Source organism: Mesorhizobium sp. B2-4-7 (genome assembly GCF_006442685.1).
In the GTDB taxonomy this organism is placed as follows: domain Bacteria; phylum Pseudomonadota; class Alphaproteobacteria; order Rhizobiales; family Rhizobiaceae; genus Mesorhizobium.
In genome coordinates this window covers 250,484-273,723 of sequence record NZ_VFVH01000006.1, presented here as the reverse complement: position 1 = coordinate 273,723, position 23,240 = coordinate 250,484, and the positions used below count along the sequence as shown (strand labels likewise).

The window sequence follows — 23,240 nt, the reverse complement described above, 5'->3', positions numbered from 1 at the left end:
ATCCGCCATTCCGGATTTCTCGCGATGATGTTTCTTGCATCTGGCCGGTGGAATATCGCAATTCTGACATGGAGACAGCTTCAGTCTGTCGCCCACCTTTTTCATCCAGGGATTCCCCATGCGCATTGCTGTTGTTTTCGGATTGGCCATGTTGGCGGCATCGTTAACGGGTGCGGCCCATGCCGACGTCAGGATGAGTGGCACCTTCGTTGCCGACGCCTCCTGTCCGGCGACGCAAGCCATCAAGAACGGCAAGAATCCCGGCAATGTCTCGACTGATGCCGGACAGAGCTATCAACTGCTGGCGGGCAACAAGGATGCGCCGACGCACTATCTCATTCTGGTGCCGGGCGCAGATCCGGATCGGCGCTGGGTGAAGGTCAGTTGCGGACATCTCTCCGGCAGCAGCGCAGCAACGCTGCCGGCGACCCCCGGCGGGCAGGGCAAGCCGGCGGCGTCGGGAAAACCCGAATATGTCTTCGCGCTGAGCTGGCAGCCGGCTTTTTGCGAGACCAAGTCCAGCAAGAGCGAATGCAAGGCACAAAACCCGAATGAATTCGATGCCAGCAACTTCACCTTGCACGGCCTGTGGCCGCAGCCGAACGGGAACTTCTATTGCCAGGTACCGGCCAGCGACAAGGCCAACGACAGTCCGGCGCACTGGAAGGATCTTCCGCCTGTCAATTTGGACGCCGGCACGCGCGCGGAACTCGACAAGGTTATGCCGGGCACCGCTTCGCAGTTGGAGCGGCATGAATGGATCAAGCACGGCACCTGCTACGGCAAGAACCAGCAGGAGTATTTTTCCGACGCACTCGGCCTGATGCGCGCGGTGAACGGCTCAGCGGTGCGCGATCTCTTCGCCAAGAACATCGGCGGCAAGCTGACGGCGGACCAGATCCGCGGCGCCTTCGACCAGGCCTTTGGCGCCGGCGCCGGCGATCGCGTGCGCGTCTCCTGTGTCATCGATCCGTCGAGCGGCCGGCGGCTGATCGGAGAGTTGACGCTTGGCCTTGCCGGTCCGATCGGCCCAAACAGCTCGCTCAAGGACCTGCTGCTGGCCTCGGTGCCGACCAACAAGGCCGGTTGCCCGACCGGAACCGTCGACGCAATCGGGTTCCAGTAGGTCCTGAGCTCATTCCAGCCGGCAGGCAGGCCGGGGCGCCAACGCCCGTTGTTGTGCGGCCTGTGATCGGTTCGATGCGGCGAAAGCGATTGCCGTTCGGCTCCGCATCGCCTACATAGCGGCCAACCTCCATTCAGATCGACAAATCAGTCAGTTTTTCAGGGAAAGCGCGCGTGGCACGCCAGTTCATCTATCACATGTCAGGCCTGTCAAAGGCCTACGGCACCAAGAAGGTGCTCGATAACGTTCATCTGTCCTTCTACCCGGACGCCAAGATCGGCATTCTCGGTCCTAACGGTTCGGGTAAGTCGACCATCCTGCGCATCATGGCCGGGCTCGACAAGGAGTTCCAGGGCGAGGCGTGGCTGGCCGAAGGCGCCACGGTCGGCTACCTGGCGCAGGAGCCGCAGCTCGACAACAGCAAGACCGTGCGTGAAAACGTCATGGACGGCGTCGGCAGGAAGACCGCCATCATCGAGCGCTACAACGAATTGATGATGAACTATTCCGACGAGACGGCAGACGAGTCGGCCAAGCTCCAGGACGAGATGGATCGGCTCAACCTTTGGGACCTCGAGCAGCAGGTCGAGATGGCGATGGACGCGCTGCAGTGCCCGCCGGCCGATTCCGAGGTGACCAATCTGTCGGGCGGCGAGCGCCGCCGCGTGGCGCTGTGCCGGCTGCTCCTGGAACAGCCCGACCTGCTTTTGCTCGACGAGCCGACCAACCATCTCGACGCCGAGACCACGGCGTGGCTCGAAAAGCACCTGCGCGACTATCCGGGCTCGGTGCTGATCATCACCCACGACCGCTACTTCCTCGACAATGTCACGGGATGGATTCTCGAGCTCGATCGCGGCCGTGGCATCCCTTACGAGGGCAACTACACCAAATATCTCGACGCCAAGGCCAAACGCCTGATCCAGGAAGGCCGCGAGGACGACGCCCGCCAGAAGTCGATCTGGCGCGAGCGCGAGTGGATCCAATCCTCGCCGAAGGCGCGCCAGACCAAGTCCAAGGCCCGTATCAAGGCCTATGAGGAACTGGTCGAGCAGTCGCAGAATCGCAAGCCGACCGACACGCAGATCGTCATTCCGTCGGGCGAGCGCCTCGGCAATGTCGTCATCGAGGTTGAAGGGCTCACCAAGGGCTTCGGCGATGAGCTTTTGATCGAGGACCTGTCGTTCAGGCTGCCGCCGGGCGGCATTGTCGGCGTCATCGGCCCGAACGGCGCTGGCAAGACGACGCTGTTCAAGACCTTCACTGGCCAGGAAAAGCCTGATGCGGGGTCGATCCGCATCGGCGAGACGGTCAAGCTCGGCTATGTCGACCAGAGCCGTGACGCGCTGGACCCGAACAAGACGGTGTGGGAAGAAATCTCCGGTGGCGCCGAAGTCATCAAGCTTGGCAAGCACGAGGTCAACAGCCGCGCCTATTGCTCGTCCTTCAACTTCCGTGGCGGCGATCAGCAGCAGAAGGTCGGCAACCTTTCGGGCGGCCAACGCAACCGAGTGCATCTGGCCAAGATGCTCAAAGGCGGCGGCAATGTGCTTTTGCTCGACGAACCGACCAACGACCTCGACACCGAGACGCTGAGCGCGCTCGAAGACGCGCTGGAAGCCTATGCCGGCTGCGCTGTCATCATCAGCCACGACCGCATGTTCCTCGATCGCATGGCGACCCACATGCTCGCCTTCGAGGGCGACGCGCATGTCGAATGGTTCGAAGGCAATTTCGAGGAGTATGAGAAGGACAAGGTTCGCCGCCTGGGCGCGGAGGCGGCGGCCCCGCACCGCATGACGCATAAGAGGCTGACGCGGTAAGGGCCGTTATTGCAGTGGCGGTTCCGGGTCGGCGACGACGGGATCGTCATCCAATTGGGATAGCCGGCTTGTCGCGCCGGTCATGGAAGGTGGCAACCGCCGCGAGGTCTTACCGTTGAACAGCCCAGCAAAGCCCGATTGGTCCGCCGCCCAATATTTGAAGTTCGAGGACGAGCGCACGCGTCCTGCGCGCGACTTGGTGGCGCAGGTGCCGGTCGACTTCCCCCGCAGGGTTGTCGACATAGGCTGCGGGCCGGGCAATTCGACGGAGCTTCTGGTCGCGCGCTGGCCGGATGCACAGGTGAGCGGCTTCGACACGTCTCCCGACATGATCGAGAAGGCTAGGGCACGCCTGCCCAATGTCAGCTTCGACCTTGCCGATGCCTCGACATGGGCGCCGGCTCAACCGGTCGATGTGATCTTCGCCAATGCCGTGTTCCAGTGGCTGCCGGAACATCCTGATGTCTTCCAGCGGCTGATGGGGTTTCTTGCGCCCGGCGGCGCGCTCGCCGTGCAGATGCCAGACAATATGGGCGAGGATTCCCACAGGCTGATGCGCGAGACCGCCGCCGAAATGCCGTTCGCAGCCAAGCTGAAAGGGGCGGCGCGCGCGCCGCTGCCGCCGGTGTCGTTCTATTATGATCTGTTGTCGCCACTCTCGGACCGGCTCGACATCTGGCACACGGTCTATAACCATCCGCTGGCCGACGCCGGGGCGATCGTGGAATGGGTGAAGTCGACGGGCTTGAAGCCTTTTGTCGACCCGCTCGATGCGGACGAGAAGATGCTGTTCCTCGAAAGCTACACGGCCAGGATCGCCAAGGCCTATAACAAGACCGCAAATGGCAAGGTGCTGTTGCGTTTCCCGCGCATTTTCATTGTCGCCAAGCGGGCTTGAACGACAACGTCGATGAGGAGCCGGGGCAGTTCGTGTGCAGCCGCGACGGTGCATGCTGGAACAACTCACAGACTAACACCAAACTGTGCGCATGGTGAGGGGACGTGGGAACCGGTTTAAGCTGGCATAAACCGGCTCAATGCGACAAGGGTTGCGCCGGGCCTCCCTTACGCCCACATCAAAGCCCCTGAACGCCTGCGGATGGGACGGACTGGACATGCATCGCGTCATCATCAGCGGTATCGGCGTCGAAATCCCCGAGCCAGAGATCAGCAATGAGGAACTGGTCGCCAGTTTCAACAGCTGGGTCGACACGGAAAACGCGCGCCGGTCGGGCACGGACCAGCCGCTGCTGCAGAAATCGGACAGCGACTTCATCGTCCACGCCTCGGGCGTGCGCAGCCGTCATGTGATCGAGCGCGAAGGCATACTCGACCCGACCCGTATGGCGCCGCGCATTCCCGCACGGCCGGACGATGCGCTGTCGCTGGAGGCCGAGTTCGGCATCGCTTCGGCCCGCAAGGCGCTTGACCATGCCGGGTTGCTGCCCTCCGATATCGACCTAGTGATCTGCTCGGCCTCGCACCACCAGCGGCCCTATCCTGCGATCGCCATCGAGATGCAGCAGGCCCTGGGCACCAAGGGGGCGGGCTTCGACATGGGGCTCGGCTGTTCCTCTGCCGCGGCAGCATTGCACATGGCGGTCAATCTCGTGCGTGCGGGCGCCCACAAGCGCATCCTAGTGACGACGCCCGAGATCATCACCGGCCATCTCAATTTCCGCGACCGGCAGACGCATTTCATCTTCGGCGACGCCTCGGTGTCGATGGTGGTCGAAGGGCTGGCACTCGGCGAGAAACGGCCGGGACGTTTCGAAGTGCTCGACACGCGCATCTGGACGCAGATGTCGAACAACATCCGCACCAATCTCGGCTACCACACCCGCACCGCACAGGACGATCCCTACAGGATCGATCTGGAGGGCAATCTGATCAAGCAGGTCGGCAACAAGGTGTTCAAGGAAGTCACCGTCGCTGGGCACAAATTCATCGTGGAGTTCCTGGCCGAGCACGGCCTGACGCCGCAGGCGGTGCGACGCTTCTGGCTGCACCAGGCCAATGCGCGCATGAACGCCATGATCCTGAAACTCTCATTCGGCCACGAGGTCGATCATGACCGCGCGCCCATGGTGCTGGAGCGTCTCGGCAACACGGCGGGCGCCGGCGCCATCGTCGCGCTGTCGGAGAACCATGCCGACATGAAGGCGGGCGACTTCGGGCTGATCTGCGCTTTCGGCGCGGGGTATTCGATCGGCGGCGCGCTGCTGCGGATGCTGTAGGACGCGCTTGCCGCTTCAGGCCGGCGAAAAGGGAACGAGCATCGGCACGCGGCGCGCGTAATCGTCATAGGCGGGCCCAAGCTCGCCGCGCAGGAAACTTTCCTCCAGCCTCGCCTTGATGACGATCCCGACAAGCAGCAGGGCGGCGCCCGCGACGCCCCATACCGTGCCCTTGACGGCCATGGTGGCGAGGACCGAAAGCAGCAGGCCGGTATAGATCGGATGACGGACAAGCGCGTAAGGGCCGGTGTCGATGATGCGATGATCGGCCTTGGCCGTTACCGTGCTGGACCACAGCCGGCCGAGATGCAGGCGGGCCCACCATGCACAGGCGATGCCGATGGCGATCAGGGCGACGCAAATCCAGGCTTGGGTGAGCGTCGGCGTCCAGAGCCGAAGCCGACCCACATAGCCGTGCGCCGGAACGAACAGCAGGACGGTACCGGCGAGCCAGAGAACCCGATATCGCGCCTCCGCCCTGAAATCCGCCCGCTTGCGCACGGGATCGGCCCATGATGCGGCAAGGATCCACGATACCAGCCAGAACAACCAGAGCGCGGCAACGGCGTGTCCCACCTGCATGACCCGAACCTCCTCCCGATCTGGCGCCATCGTCTATGCCCGCGGCGCGGCGGCAATGCGGCGCGCTGAGGACGGCAACGGCGTTTCCGGTAAGAAAGTCGTGATCGGCATCAAACGGCGTGATCGGATCATCAGCGCTTTCGACTGGACCGCATTGCGGAGGGCCTCTAGACGAGACTGATGCAGGAAACCAACCTCGACCTTTTTCCGGCGGACCTGACGGTCGACATCGTGCCGGGCCGCAAGCTGGCGGCAAGAGCGGCGGCGCTCTATGCCGCTCCGTTCGACCATTTCGAAACCAAGGCGGTCGAGGAATTGCAGTTGGGCTTCGACGGCATAGCGGGCGATTTTCATGCCGGGATAACGCGACGCTCCGGCGGGCGCGAACCCTGGTATCAGCGCGGCACCGAGATGCGCAACGAGAGACAATTGTCGCTGGTGTCGGCGGACGAACTCGCGCTGGTCGCCGAACGCATGGGCCTCAAGGAGATCAAGCCTGAGTGGATCGGCGCCAATTTGCTGATCGAAGGGATACCGCATCTTTCGATGCTGCCATCCGGCTCGCTGCTGTTCTTCAAGGGCGGCGTGACGGTCAAGATCGATGCCCAGAACAAGCCATGCCGCGTCGCCGGACACTCGATCTCCGAGCATGTCCGGGCGGCGGACCGCGACGCCACCGCGCTGCTCTTCCCGAAAGCCGCCAAGCGGCTGCGGGGCCTTGTCGCCTGGGTCGAGAAGCCCGGCGTCGTCAGGTCCGGCGAGGAAATCTCCGTGCGGGTGCCCGAGCAGTGGATTTATCGCGCCTGACGAGGCAGCCACGCCGCCGCTCGAAACGGCGTGGGCTGAGTGATCCGACTAGGCGTTGCGGTTCTTGTTGGCGCCTTGCGCCATGACCGAGACGTGGTCCCACTTTTCCCACGTGGCGATGCGATTGGCGTATTCCTGTTTGATCATCGGCAGCCCGCCGTCGCCAAAGAATACCCTGAGAGGCGGCTCGGCCGCGTCGACGATGGCCAGCATCGCCGGTCCGGTGGCCTCGGGATCGCCGGCCACGGCGCGACTGCGGCGCTCCGCCATGGCGGCGCGGACGGGCGCATAAGCGTCAAGCGCTTTCGAGACCTTTGCAGACGGACCGGCCCAGTCGGTGGAGAAGCCGCCGGGCTCGACCAGCGTGACATGGATGCCGAACTCGGCGACCTCGAGGCTCAGCGACTGGCTGAAAGCTTCCAGCGCCCATTTCGAGGCGTGGTAGAGGCCAAGCGAGGCGAAGGCATTGACGCCGCCGATCGAAGAGATCTGGATGATGTGGCCGGAGCGCTGCGCCCGCATGATCGGCAAGGCGGCCTGGGTGACCCACAGCGCGCCGAACACATTGGTTTCGATCTGGTCGCGGGCTTCCTGCTCGCTGACCTCCTCGATGGCGCCGAAATGGCCATAGCCGGCATTGTTGACGACGACGTCGAGCCGGCCAAAGCGCTTGTGCGCCCCGGTGATTGCGGCATCGACGGCTTTCTTGTCGGTGACGTCGAGCTTTATCGCCGCGATGTTGTCGCCATACTTCTCGACGAGATCGGCGAGTGTGCCGGCATCGCGGGCGGTTGCCGCGACGCGGTCGCCGCGAGCGAGCGCGGCCTCGGCCCAGACCCGGCCAAAACCTTTCGACGATCCGGTGATGAACCAAACCTTGTTTGTCATGATGAAGTCCTTGCCCGTGCAAGCTGGAATTTTTTCAGAGATAAGTGGAGGCCTCTCCGCTTTGTGCCATATACGGTGCGTCCCGCGACTTTCCAGAGGCGGTGGCGGAATTATTTGGACGGGAGCGGCGACCGGTCAGGGGTAGCGTACAGCGCTCGACCAGGCCGGATCCTTATGCTTGTCCCAATAGAGCGCCATCAGTCGGCCGGTAATCGCGCCGGGCCTGCCGTCCGCGACTGGGCTGCCGTCGATCATCGTGACCGGCATGATGCCGCCGGCGGTAGAGGTGATGAAGACCTCGTCGGCCTCGCGCAATGCCGCGACACTGACGTCCGCCGGGGTGGCGAAGAGGCCTTCCAGCGCACAGAGATCGAAGACAGTGCGGCGGGTTATGCCGGGTAGCACGCCGATCGCCGGCGTCGAGAGCTTGTTGTCCTTGATACAGAAGACGTTGAAGCCCGGACCTTCGGCGACATTGCCATTGAAGTCGAGAATGAGCGCTGTCTCGGCGCCGCGGTCATAGGCATCGTAAAGGCCGTGCACCAGGTCGAGCCAGTGGTAGTTCTTGATCGCCGGGTCGATCGAGGCCGGCGGAATGCGCACCTTGTCGCTGATGGCGACATTGAGGCCGCGCTGTAACTGCTCGGGATTGGCGACCGAGCCGAACGGCACGGCAAACGCCATGAAGCGGTTGATCGCCTGGCGCGGATCGCGGCTGAAAATAGGGGAAGCGCCGCGCGTGCACAGCATTTCGACATAGGCGGCGCTGTGTCCCGACAGTGCCACGCAATTGTGCAGGATCTCCGTCACGCCATCGCGGTCGAACGGGATCGTCATGCGCAATTTCTCCAGTCCGCCGAAGAAGCGGTCGAGATGCAGGTCAAGCCGGAAGAAGCAGCCGTTCCAGACATGCACCGTGTCGTAAGTGGCATCGGAATGCAGGAATCCCCAATCCAGCACCGAGATCTTGGCCTGCGACATCGGCAGGTACTGGCCGTCGAGGAAGGCGATGCCGTCGGGATAAGCATGCGGGTCGACGTGGCGGTCGCTCACCACAGGCAGCGGCCGTGTATCCTGTGCGGTCTGGCTCATCGGCACCTCCTTGCATCACAGGCTATCGGTGTCAGGCAGAGGGCATAGAGCCAGTCATCCGGCGTCGTTCGTCCTCGAAGTGAAAAGCTGCCAGCCATGCTACCGAGCGCCGTGCCGGACCGGCAACAGCTTCAATCATCCTCGTCGTCGGCGTCGAGCAGGCGGGTGGCGCGCCAGCGGGTAAGTACGACATTGGTCTGCTCGATGACGAAGAAACGCGCCGAGTCGCGGTCATAACCTTCGGCGAGCAGCTTTTCGTAGTCGGTATGGGCGTGGCGGATATGGGCAACCGTCGCCAGCCACACGGCAATGGTCGGCGGCAAGGTCTTCATGTGGACGGAGCCGGCATCCGCTCGGATCTTCTCCATATCGGCATAGGGCGCCAGCGGCAGAAGCGCGGTCAACGCCTTGGCGACGGCGCGCCGACGGCCGGTCGGCGCCTTCATCATTCGTCGCGCCCTTCGATGGTCGCCTCGGCAAAGGCATCGGTCGATGCGAAATAGGGTTTTATGTCGACCACCGGGGTGCCGTCGAGCACGTCGATGGCGTCGATCTCGATGCGCCCGGTGGCGAGGTCGAGCGCAACCAGTTTCGCCACATGCAGGCCGATCGGGTTCGGTCGGGCAGGGGAGCGCAGGCCGAATACGCCTTTTGCTTCAGCCGCATGGCGCGGTTTCTGCACGATCAGAGTCCGCGGCGCGTGGTGGAGCCACGACAGGATGACGAGATGGCTGGTGCGCTCCAGCCCTTGCAGGCCGGCGCGGTAGGGCGGGTCGATCGTCAGTGCTGCCGGCTGCCCGGTCTCGCGCGCCGCGCGCATGTTCTTGGGGCAGGTTTCGCGCGTCGTCCATGGTGAGGCGATACGGCCGATGAAGACGACGCCGCCATCCGCCGGCATCAGCGCCGGATCGATCTCGAGCCTTTTTTCACCCTCCCGCACCTCAAACATCTCACGCCGCCCGGTCATTTTATCCATCTTTTTGTTGACGCATGTCTTGCCCTGAAACCGCTACACATTTTTAGGCGCGACATGCACCGAGAAATCACGCCTGCGGCATTTTCTTGTTCGGAAGCGACATAGCGCTTGCAAGGCTGTGAAAATCGACATAAACATATGTTTATATCTTTTTCAAAGAGAATACGCTGATGCATGTCGCGCTCGACACCATGGTGGACACATTGAAGGCGGCGGCCGAATCGAGCCGCTTGCGCATACTGGCGCTGCTGTCGCGCGGTGATCTCACCGTGTCCGATCTTACCGAGATTCTCGGCCAGTCGCAGCCGCGCGTGTCACGCCACCTGAAGCTGCTCCTGGAGGCCGGGCTGATCGGCCGTTACCAGGAGGGGTCGTGGGCCTTCTTCCGGCTGTCGGATACGGATTCCGCGCGCGACTTCGTGCTGCGGCTGGTCGCCGGCATTCGCGGCGCCGATCCGCAGGTCGAGCGCGATCTCGAGCGGCTGGCCTCGGTCAAGCGCAAGCGGCAGGACCGCGCGGCGGAGTATTTTTCGCAGAACGCGGCAAGCTGGGACCATATCCGCTCCCTGCACGTGCCTGACCGTGCGGTCGAGGCAGCGCTCATGAAGCTCGTCGGCAAGCGGCCGTTCCAGTCGATGCTCGATCTCGGCACCGGCACCGGACGCCTCTTGGAGATATTCTCGCCGCTCTACCGGCGCGGCATCGGCATCGACATGTCGCGCGAGATGCTGACCGTCGCGCGCGCCAACCTCGACAAGGCCGGCGTCTCCAATGCTCAGGTGCGGCAGGGCGACATCTTCTCGCCGCCGGTCGAGCGCGACGCCTTCGATCTCGTCACCATCCATCAGGTGCTGCATTATCTCGACGATCCTGCGCGCGCCGTCCATGAGGCGGCGCGGCTGCTGCGCCCTTCCGGACGGCTGGTGATCGTCGATTTCGCGCCGCATACCCTGGAATTCCTGCGCGACGAGCACGCGCATATGCGCCTCGGCTTTTCCGACCGGCAGATCGGCGAGTGGTTCTCCGAAGCGGGCCTTGATCTCGAAGATGCCCAGGAGTTCGAGCCGCGCGGCGGCACCGAGGCCAGGCTCACGGTCAAGCTCTGGCTTGGCCGCGACCGGCGCCTGCTGATCGCCGATCCTGCCAATGACAGCCAGCAGACCAAAGTGAGTTCGATAGGGGAAATCGCCTGATGAACCAGTTCCGCTTTTCCCGCCGCCCCGACATTGGCGACAAGGTCAGGGTTTCCTTCGAATTCTTCCCGCCAAAGTCCGACGAGATGGAAGCGAGGCTGTGGGACACGGTCACCCGACTGGAACCGCTGAAGCCGAAATTCGTCTCGGTGACCTATGGCGCCGGCGGTTCGACTCGGGAGCGCACGGCACGCACCGTAGGCCGCATCCTGAAGGAGACCAGCCTGACGCCGGCAGCGCACATGACCTGCGTCGACGCCCCGCGCCCTCAGGTCGATGCGGTGATCCAGGAATTCGCCGAGATGGGTGTGAAGCGGTTCGTCGCTCTGCGCGGTGATCCGGCCGCGGGCGTCGGCACCGCCTATCGTCCGCACCCGGACGGCTATGCCAATGGCGCCGAGCTGGTCGGTGCGCTGAAGAGCGCCGGCGATTTCGACATCTCGGTCTCGGCCTATCCGGAAAAGCATCCGGAAAGCCCCGACTTCGCCACCGACATCGACATGCTGAAGCGCAAGGTCGATAATGGCGCGACGCGGGCGATCACCCAGTTCTTCTTCGACAACGATCTCTACGAGCGCTATGTCGAGCGCGCGCGTCGAGCCGGCATCTACATTCCGATCGTGCCGGGCATCCTGCCGGTGCACAATTTCACCCAGGTCGCCAATTTCTCGGCACGTTGCGGCGCGCTGGTGCCGGCATGGCTGGCCGAACGTTTCGACGGCCTGCAGAATGATCCGCAGACGCATGCGTTGGTCGCGTCGGCGGTGGCGGCCGAGCAGGTGCTGGACCTGGTCGAGCGGGGCGTGGGCGATTTCCACTTCTATACGATGAACCGGGCCGACCTCGTCTTTGCCGTCTGCCACATGATCGGCATCCGCTCGCATGAGGCGGAAGTGGCTGGCTCCGCAGCCGCCTGAACCGGGCTTGAGATGCAGAAAGGCCGGGTAAAAACCCGGCCTTTCAAACTGGTTGATTATTGGGTGCTGGTCTTCCCCGTTTTTGGCGGGTTCAGGGAAGAACGCCTATAATGAGGGCGCCGATGAATGCAAACGCAGCACAGATCATCAATGCGTTGATTGGCCTCGTAAGTCCCATGACATAGCCTCCTCTTAAAGAGCTATGCCCGGAGTCTAGGGTCATTTGTGCCACAGGCAAGCGGAAAATGTGCTGCATTGCGACGCGATTGTGGAGTTTGCGACCTCATTTTCGCCGTTAGGCGTTGAAACTTCTAGGCAAAAAGCAGATACGAACCTGTGAATAAATTATGGCGGCTTCGTGTCGTTGGCATGTCATGGCAGCGCTACCCTGCGGATGAACAGGCGCCCGTCTATGATCACCAGGCCGAGACCGATCAGCATCATGCCGCCGATTTCGAACAATTCCAGCCGCTCGCCGAGGAACAGGAAACCGAGCAGCATGGCACTGACCGGCACGATCAGCGTCACCAGGGAGGCGTTGGTGGCGCCGGCCGAGGCGACGAGGTTGAAATAGAGGATATAGGCGAAGGCGGTGGACAGCAGCGCCAGCGCCAGCACCGCCGCCCAGACGGGCGGGGAGGCCGAGAATAGGCCGGCGGGACCGTGCGCAAGCAGCACGACCGGGATCATGATGATGGTCGAGGCGGTCAGCTGCCCGGTGGCAATGACCGGCGAGGGCACGCCCTTGAAGCGACGGGCGACCATCAGTGCGACGCCGTAGGACAACGATGCTCCGATCAGCGCGAATTTGGCCCAGACCGGGCCGCCGAGGCCGGCAACCAGGCCGGGGCCGATCATCACAGCCGTGCCGGCGACGCCAAGCGCAATGCCGGCCAGCTTGTTCCAGGAGAGCTTCTCGTCCGATGTCAGGGCGTTGGCGAGGATCAGCGTCCAGAACGGCGTGGTCGCATTGAGCACCGAGGCGACGCCGGCGCCAAGCTCGGTCTGGCCGGCGAAGATCAGCGAAAAAGGCACGACGTTGTTGGTGAAGGCCAGTAGGAAGAACAGTCCTGCATGAGGAAGGGCAAGGCGGGAGGATGGGCCGCGCAGGAAGAGATAGAGCTGTAAAGCGAGTGCCGCGATGGCGACGCGAAACAATACCAGCACCAGCGGGTGAAGCTCCGCCACGGCAATGCGGGCGAAGAAAAAGGAGCCGCCCCAGATCGCGCCGAGCAGCAGAAGCTGCGCCCACTCCTTGAGCGCCATCGGTCCGCGCGGTGCTGATGTCGCGGCTATTGCCATGTGATGCGTCCTCCCCGGACGGCCGAATGCAGGCAGCCAGACAGAAGCCATATCGGGTTCGCAGGCAAGAACCACCCGAAACCTGCCCGATGGCCTGTCTCCCCCGACAAAGCCTAGCGCCCTGCCGCCAGGCGCAAGAGACACAGAATTGTTTTCATTGGCCGCTAGCTTGGATTAATTGTGCGCAGGCTAGGTCAAGGATTCGTCCATGCAGCGATTCGAGAATGCCCGCGAGGCGGCACTGGCGCTTCGCCCGGACGATCCGGTCTACTGCTTCCGCCCGCAGGTGCTGAAGGCCGATGCCTTGCAGTTCATGGGCATGTTCCCCGGCAAGACGGCCTATGCGGTCAAGACCAATGGCGAGCAGATCGTGCTGAAGACGCTGGTCGAGGCCGGCGTCTCCGCCTTCGACGTGGCCTCGCCCGGCGAGTTCGCCGCCGTGCGCGCGGTCTCGGCCGATGCCGAGATGCTCTACATGCATCCCGTCAAGGCGCAGTCGGACATCAAGCTGGCGCTGGAGAAATACGGCATCCGCGTCATTGCGCTCGACCACGAAGACGAGATCACCAAACTGACGCGGGTGGTCAGGGCACTCGACATTGACCCGGGCGCAATCAGCGTGTTCGTTCGAGTGCAGACCAAGGGCCATGCGGCTTACGAGCTGTCGAAGAAGTTCGGCGCCGGGCCGGCCTATGCGGTCGAGCTCGCCGAGCGGCTGAACCGTACCGGCTACAAGGTCGGCCTGTGCTTCCATGTCGGCAGCCAGATCGAGGACCCCGACACCTACGAAAGGGCATTGGCTTCCGCCGATTGGGTGCGCAACCGGCTGACCTTCGACCTGGCCGGTCTCGATGTCGGCGGCGGTTTTCCGGCCGAATACGGGCATGATCCCAACCGCAAGCAAGTCGCGATGCCGTCGCTCGGTCAGATCATGTCGCGGCTTTCTGGAGACCTCAAGGAATACCAGTTCGACCAGATGCCGCTGGTGGCCGAGCCCGGCCGGGTGATCGTGGCGCGCTGCCTGTCGCTGATCGTGCGGGTGCTTTTGCGCAAGGGCAAGCGGCTCTACATCAATGACGGCATCTGGGCGTCGCTGTCGGATTCATGGACCGGCAAGATCACGCTGCCGGCGCGCTTCATTCCCGATCCGGCGATCCGCACGCGCAATGGCGACGAGAAAACCATCGTGCCGTTCAAGGTCTGCGGCGCGACCTGCGATTCCGTCGACATATTGTCGCGGCCGTTCTGGCTGCCGGAAACCGTCGACACCGGCGACTGGATCGAGATCGGCCATATCGGCGCCTATTCGCTGTCGCTGAGAACCCGTTTCAACGGCTTCTATCCCGACACTTTCGTCGAGGTGGCGACGTCCTTCGACGAAGGCGACGCGCCGGTGGGATTGGCGAGTCTGGAGACGATGGCGGATTAAGCAGGGAGTAGGGAGTAGGAAGTAGGAAGTAGGAAGTAGGGAAATGGCCTCCGTCACTACTTACTACTTACTACTTACTACTCACAGCTTCGCTAAAAGCTCCGGCGTCGGCCAGCCGTCCACGGGCAGTCCCAGCCGCGTCTGCTCCTTGCGGATCGCTTCGCGGGTGTTGGTGCCCAAGATCCCGTCGACCGTGCCAACATCGTAGCCCTTGGCTTCCAGCTTGGTCTGCAGCGCCTTCATCTGCTCGTTGTTGAGCCCCGGTTCGGGATTGCGCGGGTCGATCGGCGGCGCGCCGGCCAGCCGCGCGGCAAGATTGGCCGCGGTCAGCGCGTAGGTGAAGGACTGGTTCCATTCGAGATAGACGTCGAAATTTTCGTAAGTGAGGAAGGCCGGCCCCTTGCGGCCCATGGGCAGCGCCAGCCCGGCCTTCAGGCCCTTGTCGACCAGCGGCGAGCCGTCGGGATTGGTAACACCCCACTGCGTCCACTGTGTCAGCGGCAATTTGTTTGTGCGCCCGGTCTGTTCCCATGGCATCTCGTCGGGCACGCGCACTTCCTGGATCCAGGGCTCGTCGCGTTTCCAGCCGCGCGACAGCACCTTGTTGGCCGTCGTCATGATCACGTCCGGCACGCTGCCCCGCAGGTCGATCTTGCCGTCGCCGTCGCCGTCGACGCCACGGGCAAGATAATCCGAAGGCAGGATCTGCGTCTGGCCGATCTCTCCAGCCCAGGCGCCGTTGACGTCGGCCGGCAGCACGCCATGGTCGATCAATTCCAGCAGTGGCACCAACTGCTGCCGGAACAGCTGCGGGCGGCGGCAGTCATGGGAAAGCGTCACCAGCGCGCTGAGCGTATGGAAATCGCCCTGCACGGCGCCGAAATCGGTCTCCAGCGCCCAGAAGGCGGTGATGACCGGCGCCTGGACGCCGAACTGCTGGTCGGCGCGGGCGAAGATATCGGCATATTTCTTCATGTTCGCCGCGCCCTGCTTCAGCCGGTAGGCCGAGATCATCCGGTTGGAGAATTCGATGAAGGTCTGGGTGAAGACACCCTGCGCACGGTCGCGCGCCAGGGCTCTCTCATCGAAGCTGGCATCCTCGAGCGCTTCGAGGCCGACAGCGCCGACACCCGCCGCCTTGGCTTCCGCAGCCACGCCCTGCTTCCAGGTTTCGAAGTCGCCGCCACATTCCTGCGCCATTGCCGGCAAGGCCGTGGCGCACAGGAACAGCACCGCGAGGGCTTGGGGACGCAGTCGCATAGACTTCCTTTCGACATTCAGGATTCCGGGCGGCCTGGCTGTCCATCTGGATGCGCGTCGCCCCGGAATACCGGCGGTTGCACTCTTGGCCGCCGGCCGTGTCGAAAGCAGGCGGCAGGCCCGGTGTCAACGGGTGTTCTGCAGCAACCCTTCCTCCGGGCGGCCTGGCTGCCGTTGACACGGTGTCAACGGGTGTTCTGCCTCAACCATTTGTCCCAGGCGGCTTGGCTGCCGTTGAAGACGTTTATATCGGACTTGCCGATCATGCCGGGAACGATGCCGGTTCCCGTATACTGCCAGAAGGTGAAGGGGTGGCTGCCATATTTCTGACGCGGGTGGCCGGCGACGGAGCGTAGCCAGTAGGGATAACCGCGGAAGGTCGACAGCTCGTTGTCTTCAAAGAAGTCTACCGACGTGTAGATGATCGGCTTCTTGCCGTAATGCCGCTCGACGATTTCGAGGAAGGTGGTCATCTCCGCGCGCACGGTGGCCGGGTCGGGGCGCAGCCTGCAGGTCGGCGATTTCGGGTTCCATTCCATGTCCAGCACCGGCGGCATGGCCGAACGGTCGACGGGGACGTTGCGGATGAACCAGCGCGCCTGTACCGCCGCCGGAGTGCAGAAATAGAAGAAATGATAGGCGGCACGAGGAACGCCGGCGGCTTTGGTGCGCGCCCAATGCTCGTTGAAATAATCATCGAAACGGTCGCCGCCCTCCGTCGCCTTGATGAAAGCGAAGGAAATACCGCTGGCCTTGGCGGTCGGCCAGTCGACCGAGGTCTGGTATTTTGAGACGTCGGTGCCGTGAACTGCGTAATTCCAGGGCGCGCCGCTGTCCCATTCATGCGGCTTGGAATCGGCGAAGCGGGGCGCGCGCACCGTAACCGAAGGGGTGCTGGATGGCGACAGTGGCGACAGATCCTCCACGGTCGAGCAGGCGCCCAGCAGCGTCAGCATGAAAAGGGCCGCGAGACGGCGCATTGCAACTCCCGAGCCGGTTGCAGCCGGTCGCTGATGGGTCTGTGCACTGATGGCCGGCGCTTGGTCTGGCCCCCGCCGGGACGATCGCCCCACAGCATCGCCCGGTATATCGTCAAAGCGCGCATTTTCGGCGCGCTTTGATTTTGTTTCCTGCCGTGATCCCAAAAACGCGGCGCGCTGTTGGGCGACATGCACCTGTGATAGCCGATCATGGTTGATATCTGGTTGACGACGCTCGACAAGGCCCATGATTTTGCGGAAGCAATGGCGGCAAATCGATGACATGGATCGAGCCTGGATTCGGGGGCGGGAAAGATGCGGATTATTGCCAAGATCGTCAAATGGCTCCTCGGCCTGGTGGTGCTGGCGGTTGTGGCGCTGTTTGGGTGGCTTTATTTCGCGCCGCCCGAACTGATCCGGGTCGGCTCGGGCTATTCGGCAAAGATCGTCTGCTCCAACGTTTTCATCGCCGGGCGCGACGCCAACGAGGTGCTTGCCATCGACGTGCAGGCGCCCGGTCATCCCTTGCTCAAGCTGATGCGGGTCTCGGTCGACAAGAACCGGGGCACAGTCTCCGCCGGCCTGCTTGGCTTCCTCGGCAAGAGCATCGCGGTTTTCCGCGACGGGCTGGGCTGCGCCTCGGTCCCGGATGGCGATGTCGGCAAGGCGCGGCGCACGGCGATCCATGTCGAACCCTCGGCGACAAGACAGGACGCGCTGTGGCCGGAAGGCGAGCGGGTCGAAGCCTCGCAGAACCCGGAGGTGGTGAAGATCGTCGACGATGCCGCCATGACCGGCGCCGGCATGCGCGCCGTGGTGGTGGTCAAGAACGGCCGCGTCGTCGCGGAACGCTATGGCGAGGGCTTTTCCGCCCGGACGCCGTTGCTCGGCTGGTCAATGACCAAGACGGTCAATGCCGCCATAGTCGGCACGCTGGTCAAGAACGGCAAGATGGCGATGACCAACCAGGGCCTTTTCGCGCCGTGGAAGGCCGATGGCCGCGCCGCGATCAGCCTTGCCGACATGATGGCGATGTCGAGCGGGCTGGAATTCAACGAAGACTATGGCGACGTCGCCGACGTGACGCGCATGCTCTATCTCGAACCCGACATGGCGGGCTTTGCCGAAGCCAAGCCGCTCACGGGCGAGGTGGGCAAGGTGTTCTCCTATTCGAGCGGAACGGCGGTGATGCTGTCGCGGCTCTGGCAGGATGCGGTCGGCGACAAGGCCAAGGCGTTGACGTGGCCGCGCACCGCGCTGTTCGAGCCGCTGGGCATGCACAGCGCCGTGCTCGAGACCGACGAACAGGGCACGTTCGTCGGCTCATCCTATCTCTACGCCACCGCCTATGACTGGGCCCGCTTCGGCCAGTTCCTGCTGCAGGGCGGGGTCTGGAACGGCAACCAGATACTGCCGGCCGGTTTCGTCGACTGGATGCGCGAACCTGCGTCGGCCTCGAAAGTCTACAGCAAGGGGCAATTGTGGATCGAGGCGCCGGGCGACGAGGAAAACCCCGGTGCCGGCGTGGCGGCGGGCCTGCCCAAGGACACCTATTGGATGGAGGGGCATGATGGGCAGACCGTCGCCATCATTCCATCCGAGCAATTAGTGGTGGTGCGGCTCGGCCTGACGCCGGCCAAGCTGGGCTACAGGCCGCAGACCATGGTCGGGGCATTGGTGAAGGCGCTGCGCTAGCCAATCAGCTGCTCGGCCGGACCACCGCCAGCCAGGCGTAGCCGCGATAAAGTGTGCGGAAACGGAAGGTTGCGCCGATTTTTCGCGATTCCGATTCCAGCACCTCGCGCAACATTTCACGGGGCGTGACGCGGAATTTTCTGAGCCAGCCGCGAAGCAGGGTCCGAAACCAGTCCGGCAGGCCTTCCTGCTGGCCGAAGTCGACGATGTGCAGGGAACCGCCCGGAGCGAGCGTTGCCAGCGCGGCGGAGACCGTCTTTTCCCAGCCTGGGATCATCGACAATGAATAGGAGACGAAGACACGGTCGAAGCTGTCGCGGCCGAACAGCGCCTTTACGTCGAACTCCGTGGCGTCGCCCCTTGCCAGCATGACGCGATCGGACAGGCCTTCGCGGGCAATCGCGGTGCCCGCGGTCTCCAGCATCTCTGCCGAAATGTCGAGGCCATAGAAGCGCGCGCCGGGAAAGCTGCGGGCGGCGAGGATGATGTTTCGCCCGGTGCCGCAGCCGAGCTCCAGCACCGTGCCGCCCGGCGGAACGTCCAGCCCTGATATCAGCCGGTCGCGGCCGAGCAGATAATATTTGCGGGTCAGGTCGTAGATGTGACGCTGCCAGCGGTAGACACCGTCCATCAGTTCGGCGTGATTGGCCGGCAGCTCGGTAGTGCTCATGAAGCGCGCTTCACGTACAGATGAAAGCCGCCATAGATTGCCGAGCGGTCGCGGGTGGAGAATTCGCGCGAGGCATCGCTCTCGTAGCTCCACTGGTCGAGCAGGGAAGCGGAGACGCGGCCCGGCAGCAGACTTGGCTCGGCCGCAGTGCGGAAGATGACACGCGCGCCGGCGGAGGCGGTGCGGGTGATTTCCGACCACAGCGCATTGAGCTGGTCGTCGGTCATCCAGTCCTGCGCGTCGAGCAGGATGAAACGGTCGACGGAACCCGCGTCCTTGCCTGCCAGGAATTCGATCAGATTGGCATGATGAATGGCGACGCGGTCTACATTGCCGCGAATGGCCTCATAGTTCTGCCTTTCAAGATAGGCGGGCAGGGCGGCTTCGCCGGGTTGGGGGTAGCGCCTGGCAAAGGCTTGCCAAGCGAAATAGTTGTTTTTCAATGGAAAATCGCAGGCGAGCTTTTCCAGCCGGGCTTTCAGCACACTGGCCATGGTGCCGTCGCCGGACGTGATGAGAGAGTCATATTGCGCCGGCGGGATGCCGAGGCCGAACAGCGAGGCCTTGCGCGAGGTCGCCCATTTCAAAAGCGGCTTTTCGAACACCGGGGCCAGCTCCTGGTGGAAGAAGCGGCGCTGCTCGCCAATGTTCCTGGCCTGCATGATGCCGGCGGGGTCGACGCCGAAGAATTTAGCCGTGCGGTGGCCCATGGCGATGAACAGGCCAAGCAGGCCGGTCTGGTAGAAATTGCGGTCGAAGACGGCGATGCGCCTGATGCCGCGCCAGTTGCGGCGCTCCCAATAGTGGCGGCTGACCGGATCGAGATGCGGCGCGATGAAGCGGTCGTAAGCCTGAGAATTGTGGTCGTTGCCGGCGGCACCGAAGAAGCGAAACAGGTCGCCCTGCGAAGGCAGGTGGCGCACCGCCTCCAGCTTCATGCGGTTCAGGGCTATGTGAGCGGCATTGAGATCGACGGCGTCGATCCTGGCCGGCGACCGGGTGAGATAGGCCAGGATATTGCAACCGCCGGAGGCAATAGTGACGACGCGGTGGCCTTCGCCAAGCTGCATTGCGTCCATGTCGACATCGGGATCTTCCCAGATCTGCGGATAGACCAGGCCCGAAAACAGGAAGGCGAACAGCCGTTCGGAAATTCCTGCCTTCGACAGGGGGCGGTTCTGGTAGACGGCTTTTCCAACTTCCTTGCCACGGCGAGAGATCAGATCTGCGGAAACGTCCGTCATGGCAAGGTGATTCCCCATTTGCTTTGCCGCAAGCGGGTAACGCCCGGCTATGACAGGTGGATGACAGCGATCCGCACAGGGGAGCGCAAAGCTGTTTCACCCCCGGGGAGGCGCAAGGGGAGGATGCGAGCGATGTTACATGCGGAAACGCATCGTTACGAAACCCATGGCTGAGTGATGCATTTCCTTCTCGACCGTTCACTGCAACGTGAGCGTGTGTTGAAGGAGAGATATCATGAAAAAACTCATTCTTGCGTCGGTGTCCGCGCTTGCGCTGCTCGGCGTCGCTGCATGCAGCGACAGCGGCACGGGGACGGATAACACCACCACCCAGAGCACCAATCCGCCGGCCGAGCAGCCAATGAAACCTGCGGCGCCCGCGGATAATTCGACCAAGCCTGCCGAGCCGGCTCCGGCAACGCCCGCTCCTGCGCCCGCGCAGTAGTCCATTAGTACCTGTGTTCTGGCGAAGGGCCGGCGTCTTGCCGGCCCTTCGCCCAGGCGGGTAGTGGTTCCGACACGAGATCGATTGTCGTCGGAGGTATGATGCCGGCCGTTATTGGCTTGATAGCGGGGACCGGTTGGCTCTAAGAAGCGGCCATGTCGATTTGGGACCGCCTCGGCGACTTCATCACGCGGATTTCGTCCTCAGCCTCGTCGGGCGTCGCCGACGTGGTCGAGGCTGTACGCACCGTTTTTTCCGGCGATGCGGATTTGCGCCGTCGCGTCGCTTTCTCGGTGGCGATGATTGCGCTCTCGGCCAAGATGGCCAAGGCCGACGGGGTCGTCACCCAGGATGAGATACGCGCCTTCCAGGAAATATTCGAGGTGCCGCCAAAGGAGACGCGCAACGTGGCGCGGCTCTATGATCTGGCCAAACGTGACGTTGCCGGCTTCGAGACCTATGCCGAGCGCATGGCGCAGCTTTGTGGCTCCGGCCATTCGAACTGCATGATGCTGGAGGATATACTCGATGGCCTGTTCCACATCGCCAAGGCCGACGGGCTGATCCATGAGCGTGAAGGCCAGTTCCTGCACCGCATCGCCGAAATCTTCCGCATAGACGAGGTGCACTACGAGGCGATCCTTGCCAGGCACGTCAATCTTGGTGCGGCCGACCCCTATGTCGTGCTCGGCATCGAGCGCGGCAAGCCTTTCGAGGAGGTCAGGAAACGTTACCGCAAGCTGGTTTCCGACAATCATCCCGACCGGCTGATCGCGCGCGGCCTGCCGCAGGAATTCATCAAGATCGCGACGACGAGGCTCGCGGCGATCAACACCGCCTACGAGATGATCGAGCGGGGCCTGCGGCACGCATGAGCGGCTTCCTGCCCGACGAGCCGAGCGCCGAGGTCAGGGTATCGCCGAATTTCGGGCCACGGCGCGAGACGCTGAAGCCCGACATGATCGTGCTGCACTATACCGGCATGCCGACAGGCGCCGGGGCCGAGGCGTGGCTGTGCGACCCGGCCAGCGAAGTCTCCTCGCACTATCTGGTGCATGAGAACGGCCATATCGTGCAGATGGTCCGGGAAAGCGACCGCGCCTGGCACGCTGGGAAGAGTTCGTGGTTCGGACGCACCGACATCAACTCCTGTTCCGTCGGCATCGAGATCGTCAACCCGGGGCATTCATTGGGTTATCCCGGTTTTCCCAAGCGACAGATCGATGCGGTGATCGGCTTGTGTGCCGGAATTGCCAGCCGGCATGCGATTGCCCCCCAGCGGGTGCTGGCGCACTCCGACGTGGCGCCGGGGCGCAAGATCGATCCGGGCGAGAAGTTTCCCTGGCGGGCCCTGTTCGAGGCCGGCGTCGGCCACTTGGTGGCGGCGGCACCGATCAGGCGCGGCGCCGTGCTGAAGACCGGCGACGCTGGCGCCGATGTCGAGGCGCTGCAATCGATGCTGGCGCTCTACGGCTATGGGGTCGAAATATCGGGTGTTTTCGACCAGCAGACGCGGGTCGTGGTCGAGGCTTTCCAGCGTCATTTCCGGCCACGCCGGATCGATGGAGTGGCGGACGGATCGACGATACGCACGCTTCAACGGCTGCTCGCTTCCCCCGGAACTTGACCTTAGGTCAGGATGCCGTCCAAGTAATGCTTTTCCGACATTAGGTTACAAACTGTCACTTAAAGTGAATTGCCCCGCCTTCATTGCGCGCAATTCGGGCCTCAAAGGGCAATCCGTACAGTTTGTCGGGCGTCTAACCCCCGGATGATCCGACATTAATCAAGCAATGCCGCGCGGAGATCTTCGCGCGTTCAGACAGAACAGGATCACATGCAGAAATTGACCGTTGTAACGGCAGCTCTTGCTGTCGGCGTAATGACTTTTGCCTTCGGGGCGGCGAGCGCCGCGCCGCTGAGCCCACGGGCCGATCAGGGGCTCGTCGCAGCGACCGCCAAGGGCAAGGCCATTTCGGCCAAAAGCAGCAAGGATGTGAGGGCGGCGAAGCGGTCTTCCGCGAAAGTGGAGAAGGCGAGCTGGACCAAGGCCAAGAAGCCGAGCACAAAACAGAAGACCAGGCGAGGCCGCAAGGCCGTTGATAAAACGACGACGGCATCGATCGGGATCAAGGAAGCAGTGGCCTCGACGGCAGCGGTGGCCAGTGGCGATCAGTATTCGGCCATCGTGGCGCGTTACGCCGCAAGCTATGGCGTGCCGGCGTCGCTCGCTCACGCCGTGATCAAGATCGAGAGCAACTATCGGCCGAACCTCGTCGGCGGCGCCGGCGAAATCGGCTTGATGCAGATCAAGCCGGCGACGGCGCGGATGATGGGCTATAGCGGCTCGGCCAATGGGCTCTTCAATCCGGACACCAACATCAAATACGGCATGAAGTATCTTGCCATGGCGCGGGATCTCGGCGGCGGCACGACGTGCGGCACGATCCTGAAATACAATGCCGGCCACGGCGCCACCCGAATGAACCCGGTCTCGGCCGCCTATTGCAGCAAGGTCAAGGTGCAACTGGCGGCTGTCGGGTCGCCGGCGTGACAAGAACCGGTCGTAACCGG

At 63.2% G+C, this 23,240-nt stretch carries 23 protein-coding genes; 13 read left to right on the top strand and 10 right to left on the bottom strand.

Going from position 1 to position 23,240, the window contains the following annotated elements:
• Nucleotides 1–118 precede the first annotated feature (118 nt).
• The 4 genes from FJ946_RS18730 to FJ946_RS18715 all read left to right on the top strand — a co-directional run bounded on the left by FJ946_RS18730 (nucleotide 119) and on the right by FJ946_RS18715 (nucleotide 5,186).
• Nucleotides 119–1,126, top strand: coding sequence for a ribonuclease (locus FJ946_RS18730; protein WP_140557505.1), 1,008 nt, complete (start codon nucleotides 119–121; stop codon nucleotides 1,124–1,126).
• Nucleotides 1,127–1,299: 173 nt separating this feature from the next.
• Nucleotides 1,300–2,949 carry an energy-dependent translational throttle protein EttA gene (gene ettA / locus FJ946_RS18725; RefSeq protein WP_140567404.1) on the top strand — a complete coding sequence of 550 codons (1,650 nt, stop codon included), beginning with the start codon at nucleotides 1,300–1,302 and terminating at the stop codon, nucleotides 2,947–2,949.
• 82 nt (nucleotides 2,950–3,031) lie between these two features.
• Nucleotides 3,032–3,847 carry a trans-aconitate 2-methyltransferase gene (gene tam / locus FJ946_RS18720; RefSeq protein ID WP_140559508.1) on the top strand — a complete coding sequence of 272 codons (816 nt, stop codon included), beginning with the start codon at nucleotides 3,032–3,034 and terminating at the stop codon, nucleotides 3,845–3,847.
• A gap of 217 nt (nucleotides 3,848–4,064) precedes the next feature.
• Nucleotides 4,065–5,186 carry a beta-ketoacyl-ACP synthase III gene (locus tag FJ946_RS18715; RefSeq protein WP_140559509.1) on the top strand — a complete coding sequence of 374 codons (1,122 nt, stop codon included), beginning with the start codon at nucleotides 4,065–4,067 and terminating at the stop codon, nucleotides 5,184–5,186.
• Between the two features lie 15 nt (nucleotides 5,187–5,201).
• Here FJ946_RS18715 and FJ946_RS18710 read toward each other — a convergent pair whose 3' ends face one another.
• Entirely contained in the window at nucleotides 5,202–5,768 is a 567-nt protein-coding gene (locus FJ946_RS18710) for an isoprenylcysteine carboxylmethyltransferase family protein (RefSeq protein WP_140557515.1), read from the bottom strand.
• A gap of 180 nt (nucleotides 5,769–5,948) precedes the next feature.
• Here FJ946_RS18710 and FJ946_RS18705 point away from each other — a divergent pair, with 180 nt between their 5' ends.
• Nucleotides 5,949–6,575 (top strand): MOSC domain-containing protein, encoded by a 627-nt coding sequence (locus tag FJ946_RS18705; protein ID WP_140557517.1) that lies wholly within the window; start codon nucleotides 5,949–5,951, stop codon nucleotides 6,573–6,575.
• Nucleotides 6,576–6,623: 48 nt separating this feature from the next.
• Here FJ946_RS18705 and FJ946_RS18700 read toward each other — a convergent pair whose 3' ends face one another.
• The 4 genes from FJ946_RS18700 to tsaA form a co-directional block, all read right to left on the bottom strand.
• Complete coding sequence (locus FJ946_RS18700) at nucleotides 6,624–7,463, bottom strand: SDR family oxidoreductase (RefSeq protein WP_140557518.1); 840 nt, start codon at nucleotides 7,461–7,463, stop codon at nucleotides 6,624–6,626.
• A gap of 135 nt (nucleotides 7,464–7,598) precedes the next feature.
• Nucleotides 7,599–8,555, bottom strand: a complete 957-nt coding sequence (locus tag FJ946_RS18695; protein ID WP_140567401.1) for an aminotransferase class IV — start codon at nucleotides 8,553–8,555, stop codon at nucleotides 7,599–7,601.
• Between the two features lie 131 nt (nucleotides 8,556–8,686).
• Complete coding sequence (locus tag FJ946_RS18690) at nucleotides 8,687–9,001, bottom strand: DUF2293 domain-containing protein (RefSeq protein WP_140495859.1); 315 nt, start codon at nucleotides 8,999–9,001, stop codon at nucleotides 8,687–8,689.
• Nucleotides 9,001–9,522, bottom strand: coding sequence for a tRNA (N6-threonylcarbamoyladenosine(37)-N6)-methyltransferase TrmO (tsaA, locus tag FJ946_RS18685; protein ID WP_140516630.1), 522 nt, complete (start codon nucleotides 9,520–9,522; stop codon nucleotides 9,001–9,003). Before tsaA ends, FJ946_RS18690 begins: the two co-directional genes overlap by 1 nt.
• A 179-nt stretch (nucleotides 9,523–9,701) precedes the next feature.
• On the opposite strand from tsaA, the gene FJ946_RS18680 reads away from it, so the two are divergent.
• Nucleotides 9,702–10,724, top strand: a complete 1,023-nt coding sequence (locus FJ946_RS18680) for a metalloregulator ArsR/SmtB family transcription factor (RefSeq protein WP_140567399.1) — start codon at nucleotides 9,702–9,704, stop codon at nucleotides 10,722–10,724.
• Nucleotides 10,724–11,641, top strand: coding sequence for a methylenetetrahydrofolate reductase [NAD(P)H] (gene metF, locus FJ946_RS18675; RefSeq protein ID WP_140521221.1), 918 nt, complete (start codon nucleotides 10,724–10,726; stop codon nucleotides 11,639–11,641). The genes FJ946_RS18680 and metF overlap by 1 nt, the downstream gene beginning before the upstream one ends.
• 372 nt (nucleotides 11,642–12,013) lie before the next feature.
• Here the strand turns inward: metF and FJ946_RS18670 are convergent, their stop codons facing one another.
• Nucleotides 12,014–12,943: a DMT family transporter gene (locus FJ946_RS18670; RefSeq protein ID WP_140567395.1), complete on the bottom strand. Its 930-nt coding sequence runs from the start codon at nucleotides 12,941–12,943 to the stop codon at nucleotides 12,014–12,016.
• 208 nt (nucleotides 12,944–13,151) lie between these two features.
• Here FJ946_RS18670 and FJ946_RS18665 point away from each other — a divergent pair, with 208 nt between their 5' ends.
• On the top strand, nucleotides 13,152–14,372 hold the full coding sequence (locus FJ946_RS18665) for an alanine racemase (RefSeq protein ID WP_140516626.1): 1,221 nt from the start codon (nucleotides 13,152–13,154) through the stop codon (nucleotides 14,370–14,372).
• Between the two features lie 81 nt (nucleotides 14,373–14,453).
• On the opposite strand, the gene FJ946_RS18660 is transcribed toward FJ946_RS18665, so the two are convergent.
• The gene (locus tag FJ946_RS18660) at nucleotides 14,454–15,632 is read right to left on the bottom strand and encodes a lytic murein transglycosylase (protein WP_140495174.1); all 1,179 of its coding nucleotides are present in this window, start codon (nucleotides 15,630–15,632) and stop codon (nucleotides 14,454–14,456) included.
• Nucleotides 15,633–15,817: 185 nt separating this feature from the next.
• Entirely contained in the window at nucleotides 15,818–16,612 is a 795-nt protein-coding gene (locus FJ946_RS18655; RefSeq protein ID WP_140495176.1) for a GH25 family lysozyme, read from the bottom strand.
• A gap of 315 nt (nucleotides 16,613–16,927) precedes the next feature.
• Here FJ946_RS18655 and FJ946_RS18650 point away from each other — a divergent pair, with 315 nt between their 5' ends.
• Entirely contained in the window at nucleotides 16,928–18,307 is a 1,380-nt protein-coding gene (locus FJ946_RS18650; RefSeq protein WP_140567392.1) for a serine hydrolase, read from the top strand.
• Between the two features lie 4 nt (nucleotides 18,308–18,311).
• On the opposite strand, the gene FJ946_RS18645 is transcribed toward FJ946_RS18650, so the two are convergent.
• Both FJ946_RS18645 and FJ946_RS18640 read right to left on the bottom strand, forming a co-directional pair.
• Nucleotides 18,312–18,977: a class I SAM-dependent methyltransferase gene (locus FJ946_RS18645; RefSeq protein WP_140567390.1), complete on the bottom strand. Its 666-nt coding sequence runs from the start codon at nucleotides 18,975–18,977 to the stop codon at nucleotides 18,312–18,314.
• Nucleotides 18,974–20,221 carry a DUF3419 family protein gene (locus FJ946_RS18640; RefSeq protein ID WP_246673034.1) on the bottom strand — a complete coding sequence of 416 codons (1,248 nt, stop codon included), beginning with the start codon at nucleotides 20,219–20,221 and terminating at the stop codon, nucleotides 18,974–18,976. Before FJ946_RS18640 ends, FJ946_RS18645 begins: the two co-directional genes overlap by 4 nt.
• 235 nt (nucleotides 20,222–20,456) lie before the next feature.
• Here FJ946_RS18640 and FJ946_RS18635 point away from each other — a divergent pair, with 235 nt between their 5' ends.
• The 4 genes from FJ946_RS18635 (at nucleotide 20,457) to FJ946_RS18620 (ending at nucleotide 23,220) form a co-directional block, all read left to right on the top strand.
• Nucleotides 20,457–20,666 (top strand): hypothetical protein, encoded by a 210-nt coding sequence (locus tag FJ946_RS18635; protein WP_140495184.1) that lies wholly within the window; start codon nucleotides 20,457–20,459, stop codon nucleotides 20,664–20,666.
• A gap of 155 nt (nucleotides 20,667–20,821) precedes the next feature.
• A complete protein-coding gene (locus FJ946_RS18630; RefSeq protein ID WP_140495186.1) occupies nucleotides 20,822–21,541 on the top strand; it encodes a DnaJ family molecular chaperone in 720 nt (239 codons plus the stop codon).
• On the top strand, nucleotides 21,538–22,293 hold the full coding sequence (locus FJ946_RS18625; protein WP_140516616.1) for an N-acetylmuramoyl-L-alanine amidase: 756 nt from the start codon (nucleotides 21,538–21,540) through the stop codon (nucleotides 22,291–22,293). Before FJ946_RS18630 ends, FJ946_RS18625 begins: the two co-directional genes overlap by 4 nt.
• Before the next feature lie 210 nt (nucleotides 22,294–22,503).
• Nucleotides 22,504–23,220: a transglycosylase SLT domain-containing protein gene (locus FJ946_RS18620; RefSeq protein WP_140567385.1), complete on the top strand. Its 717-nt coding sequence runs from the start codon at nucleotides 22,504–22,506 to the stop codon at nucleotides 23,218–23,220.
• Nucleotides 23,221–23,240 lie beyond the last annotated feature (20 nt).